Genomic DNA, 4687 nt, shown 5'->3' on the forward strand with positions numbered 1-4687 from the left:
TTCAATCCGTGCCAAAATTTTATCATTCGCACTCACTCGCTAACCCGGACAACCGAAGTTGAAGCGGCTTTTGCTCAGGCGTTTTTGATCCATGCCACGTCGGCCCCCAGTTGCCGCAAATGATCAAAAAACTGCGGATACGATTTGGCGACATGATGCGCGTCTTTGATCAGCAAGCCGTGCCGGGACCGCAAGCCGACAACCGTAAGCGCCATGATGACACGATGGTCAAAGTGGGCATCGATTTGCACGCCGCCAGGCACGCCTTGCGGACTGCCGTGCACAATAATTTCGCTCCGTCGCTCCTCCACATTCGCTCCCGCTTTGCGCAGCTCCCGCACAAAATCGGTAATCCGGTCGCACTCCTTATACCGCAAATTTTCCACATTGTAAAATCGGGATGTTCCTTCCGCGAACACCGCCGCGGCAACGAGCGCCAACACGGCGTCCGTAGCCGCATCTCCGTCAAACTCCACCGCATTTAGCTTGCGGTTGCCGGCAACGTGAACCGCATCGTTGCGGTGAACCAGGGGCACGCCCATTTGCCGCAATACATCGACAGCGGCGCGTTCTCCCTGTTTGCTTTGTTCCGGCAAACGGTTGACCGTGACGTCGGATTCGGTTACGGCAGCGGCTGCCAAAATGGCCGCCGAACCGGGATAATCCCCTTGCACGACATACGTTTGCGCGCGATACTTTTGCCTTCCGGGCACGCGAAAATGCTGCAGATCGGAAGCAGCCTCAATCTTGATGCCGGCTTGTGCGAGCACTTCAAGCGTTTGTCCGACGACAACTTTGGATTTTAAATTGCCGGTTACTTCAATCTCGCTGTCTTCTTGAAGCAAAGGCGTCATAAATAACAGGGAGCTCACATACTGCGAACTGACTTCGCCCGATACGCGTATGTAACCGCCCTTCGGCTCTCCGCCGTAGATGGTGATCGGCAGCTTGCCGCCATTGTGGGCCGCTTTGACGTTCATTTGCGCCAATGCCGCGATCAGATCGTCTTGCGGCCGCTTCCCCAGCGATTCGGGATATGTATTGACAAACGTAACTTCCGGGCAAAATGCGGCTACCGACATGAGAAACCGCAGCACGGCACCGGCATTGCCCACATTCAGCTCCTTCACGTGACGCGGACGGTTGCCGAATCCGACAATTCGCATCGTCTCTTGGTCTTCCCGCAAATCTGCGCCCAGATCGCGCAGGCATCGGCGCATCGCATCGCTGTCTTCGCTGTGCGCCGGAAACTTCACGGTGCTTACCCCTTCCGCCAACGCGGCGACGAGCATGTAGCGGGTCGTGTAGTTTTTGGATGACAGCGCCTGTATTTCTCCCGCAAGCCGCGCAGTCGGCCTAACTTGAATATCCATCGGCGTTAAACTCTCCTATTGAATGTTATCGTCCAATCAAGGAATGAATGTTAGAAGCGATCAATAAAAGCGATTCCCCAGGAAAAAACCAAGATATGCCAGCAATACGCCAATCAAGACACTTCCGCCGGCGTATGCCATATATAAAAAAATTTTGCGCTCCTTCAATAATTGCACGCCCTCCAAGGAAAAGGTGGAGAACGTCGTAAAAGCGCCCAAAAATCCGACGCCCAGCAAAAAGAACAAAGACGGCGGAATCCGCATGCCAATCAGCAAGCCCAATAACAACGAGCCGAGCAAATTTACGGTGAAAGTTCCGACCGGAAAAACACCGCGGTATTTTTGGGCGATCAGCTGACTTATCGCGTATCGGCAAATGGCGCCGGCAAATCCGCCAACGGCGATCAAAAACATGAACACGTTACCCGCCTTTCTTAAGCCGCCGCGTTCCGCCCAGCGCTTTTTCCGCCAAAATCATCCCGGCAAACGACATTATGATTCCTCCAATCAACGTGGCGGCAACGTAGAGAAACGCATGCAGCCAGGCGCCGGCGCGAACAAGCGCCATCGCTTCCGCGCTAAATGTCGAGAATGTCGTGAACGAGCCGATCAATCCGGTCCCCAAACCGGTTTGCCATTCGCGGGCAAGCCGCGAGCCGCTTGCCCAGGCGAAAAACATTACCGAAAGCAGAAAGCATCCCGACAAATTGCAAGCCAGCGTTCCGGCGGGAAAATCACCGGAGTGCGGAAGGTCAAGCCAACTTCCCAAAAAGTAGCGGGCCAATGCTCCCAGCGCGCCGAAGGAGCCTATGTACAAATATATGTTACGCACGGGACATCCATTTCTGCCTGGACATTAAAATACGCCTGGCAACTTCTTCGCTATCCAGCAATGAAGTATCGATCGTCACATCGGCAAAATCGTATGCGTGTTTGCGCTCATCCAACAGCTTTAACACTTTTTGTTCCGTATTGCCTTGCAAGAGCGGACGGTTGCGGTCTTGCCCGACGCGATTCACGATTGTTTTGGCATCCGCGATCAATGCCGCGACAAAACCATGTTCCCGCATGAGCCGCCTGTTTTCCACTGACAGTACCGCCCCTCCGCCTGTTGCCACCACAGCGCGCTTTCCGGACAACACTTGCCGCAAAATGTCGCTTTCCACTTGCCGGAAATACGCTTCACCATGCGCCGCAAATATGTCCGGTATCGTTTTTCCCTGCGTCTCTTCGATCACATGATCCGTGTCGGCAAATTCCCAGCCCAATTTGCGGGAGAGCAATTTGCCGACGGTCGATTTGCCTGTTCCCATAAATCCTACCAAAACGATATGGTCTTGCGGCAATGGACTTCACCTCTGGGAAAACCCGTTGTTTTCCGTTCCAAACTGTTCATATCATATCATAGTGCCCGGAAAGCTGACAATCTTGGCTCACCTTCGGTATAAATTCCCGGCCGGCAGAGTAAGGTGATAGTAAAACCGAATATTCGTTCACAAGGAGAGTAGGAACATGACCGCAACGTTTCCAACAAGCGCGTCGGAAAACGAGGAAGCGATCAAACACTTCAGCCGGTTATCCGATGCGTTTCATCCCATCAGCAAAGATGATTGCATTTGGGCTTTGGAATACGTCAAAAAGAAAGTGGCTGAGGAAGATCCGAACCTGCTCGGGCTTTCCCAGCCACGGTTGTTGAAAAATTTTAGCGCGTTTGCGGATGCGGCGCTGACATTGTTAAGCCAAACCGGCAAAAGCGAATGGGAAGCGGAAAATCTCCGCCGCTCCGTGTTGGAGGCGGCATTCGGCATTCGGCCCGTTTAGCCGGCGGCGTGCTTTATGCTTCAGCGTTCCACTGATGGTGGAACACGCCTTCCTTATCGACACGGCGGAACGTATGCGCGCCGAAATAATCCCGCTGCGCCTGCAACAGGTTGGCCGGCAGCCTTTCCGTCCGGTAACTGTCAAAATACGCCAGCGCCGATGCGAACGACGGAACCGGGATGCCCCGGGCAATCGCCGTTGCGACAACTTGTCTCCAGGCGTCTTGATAGTTTTCGACAATGCTTTGGAAATACGGATCAAGCAGCAAATTTTTTAAATTTGCGTTGCGGTCATAGGCGTCCTTGATTTTATGCAAAAATTGCGCCCGGATGATGCAGCCGCCGCGGAATATCATGGCGATTGCGCCAAGGTCGAGATTCCAGCCGTATTCCTCGGAAGCCGTCCGCATTTGCGCAAACCCTTGCGCATAGGAGCAAATTTTGCTGGCGTACAGGGCTTTCCGCACCGACTCGATGAACGCCTGGCGATCGCCGGTAAACGGCTGCACGTTCGGTCCTTTAAGCAGTTTGGAAGCCGCCACCCGTTCCTCTTTCATCGCCGAAATAAAGCGGGCAAATACGCTCTCCGTAATGATCGACAGCGGTACGCCCAAGTCCAAAGCTCCCTGGCTCGTCCATTTGCCGGTGCCTTTTTGCCCGGCGGTATCCAGAATCACATCAACCATCGGGCGATTCGTTTCCGGATCGCGCTCTTTGAAGATATCCGCCGTAATTTCGATCAGGTAGCTGTCAAGCTCGCCTTTGTTCCATTCGCTGAATATGTCATGCAGTTCTTCCACACTGAGTCCCAACGTATGTTGCAAAAGATCGTATGCTTCGCAGATCAGTTGCATATCGCCGTATTCAATGCCGTTATGGACCATTTTCACATAATGGCCGGCTCCATCGGGGCCTATATACGTGCAGCACGGATCGCCGTTCACTTTTGCGGAAATTCCGGTTAAAATCGGCGCGACAAGATCATACGCGTCTTTTTGGCCGCCCGGCATGATCGCCGGTCCTTTCAGCGCGCCTTCTTCCCCGCCGGAGACGCCGGCGCCGATAAAGCGGATTCCTTTTGCCTCCAGCTCTTTGTTGCGCCGTTGTGTATCCTTGTAGAATGCGTTGCCGCCGTCGATCAAAATATCGCCGGCCTCAAGATGCGGCAGCAATTGCCCGATCAAATCGTCGGTCGGTTTGCCCGCCATGACCATTAACAGAATTCTTCTCGGCCGTTCCAGCGATGCGACAAATTCCTCTATCGAGTATGTAGGGTGCAAGCGCTTGTCCGGATGCTCCGCCACGAGCGACTTCGTTTTTTCCGGCGATCTGTTATAGATGCTGACCGAAAACCCCCTGCTTTCGATGTTGAGCGCAAGATTGCGGCCCATGACCGCCATGCCTGCCACGCCAATTTGCTGTTTTGACATTTGTCTCTCCATCCTTTTTCTTAAAATCTAACGTTTATTGTACACTTTTTCCGCGACTTGTGAA

6 protein-coding genes are annotated in these 4687 nt (G+C 53.5%); 1 reads left to right on the forward strand and 5 read right to left on the reverse strand.

Annotation, left to right across the window (positions count from 1 at the left end):
* Window positions 1-74 precede the first annotated feature (74 nt).
* From aroA to VF260_11125, 4 genes are read right to left on the reverse strand one after another with little or no spacing between them, the layout of a single operon-like run.
* Window positions 75-1373 carry a 3-phosphoshikimate 1-carboxyvinyltransferase gene (aroA, locus tag VF260_11110; GenBank protein HEX7057722.1) on the reverse strand — a complete coding sequence of 433 codons (1299 nt, stop codon included), beginning with the start codon at window positions 1371-1373 and terminating at the stop codon, window positions 75-77.
* A gap of 60 nt (window positions 1374-1433) precedes the next feature.
* Window positions 1434-1787 (reverse strand): fluoride efflux transporter CrcB, encoded by a 354-nt coding sequence (gene crcB / locus VF260_11115; protein ID HEX7057723.1) that lies wholly within the window; start codon window positions 1785-1787, stop codon window positions 1434-1436.
* Window positions 1788-1794: 7 nt separating this feature from the next.
* Window positions 1795-2205 (reverse strand): fluoride efflux transporter CrcB, encoded by a 411-nt coding sequence (gene crcB / locus VF260_11120; GenBank protein ID HEX7057724.1) that lies wholly within the window; start codon window positions 2203-2205, stop codon window positions 1795-1797.
* The gene (locus tag VF260_11125) at window positions 2198-2719 is read right to left on the reverse strand and encodes a shikimate kinase (protein ID HEX7057725.1); all 522 of its coding nucleotides are present in this window, start codon (window positions 2717-2719) and stop codon (window positions 2198-2200) included. Before VF260_11125 ends, crcB (VF260_11120) begins: the two co-directional genes overlap by 8 nt.
* Before the next feature lie 166 nt (window positions 2720-2885).
* Between VF260_11125 and VF260_11130 the strand changes: the two genes are divergently transcribed.
* Window positions 2886-3194: a hypothetical protein gene (locus tag VF260_11130; protein HEX7057726.1), complete on the forward strand. Its 309-nt coding sequence runs from the start codon at window positions 2886-2888 to the stop codon at window positions 3192-3194.
* Between the two features lie 13 nt (window positions 3195-3207).
* Here VF260_11130 and gndA read toward each other — a convergent pair whose 3' ends face one another.
* Window positions 3208-4623, reverse strand: a complete 1416-nt coding sequence (gene gndA, locus VF260_11135; protein HEX7057727.1) for an NADP-dependent phosphogluconate dehydrogenase — start codon at window positions 4621-4623, stop codon at window positions 3208-3210.
* Window positions 4624-4687: the final 64 nt, after the last annotated feature.

It is taken from the genome of Bacilli bacterium (assembly GCA_036381315.1).
GTDB lineage: Bacteria > Bacillota > Bacilli > Paenibacillales > KCTC-25726 > DASVDB01.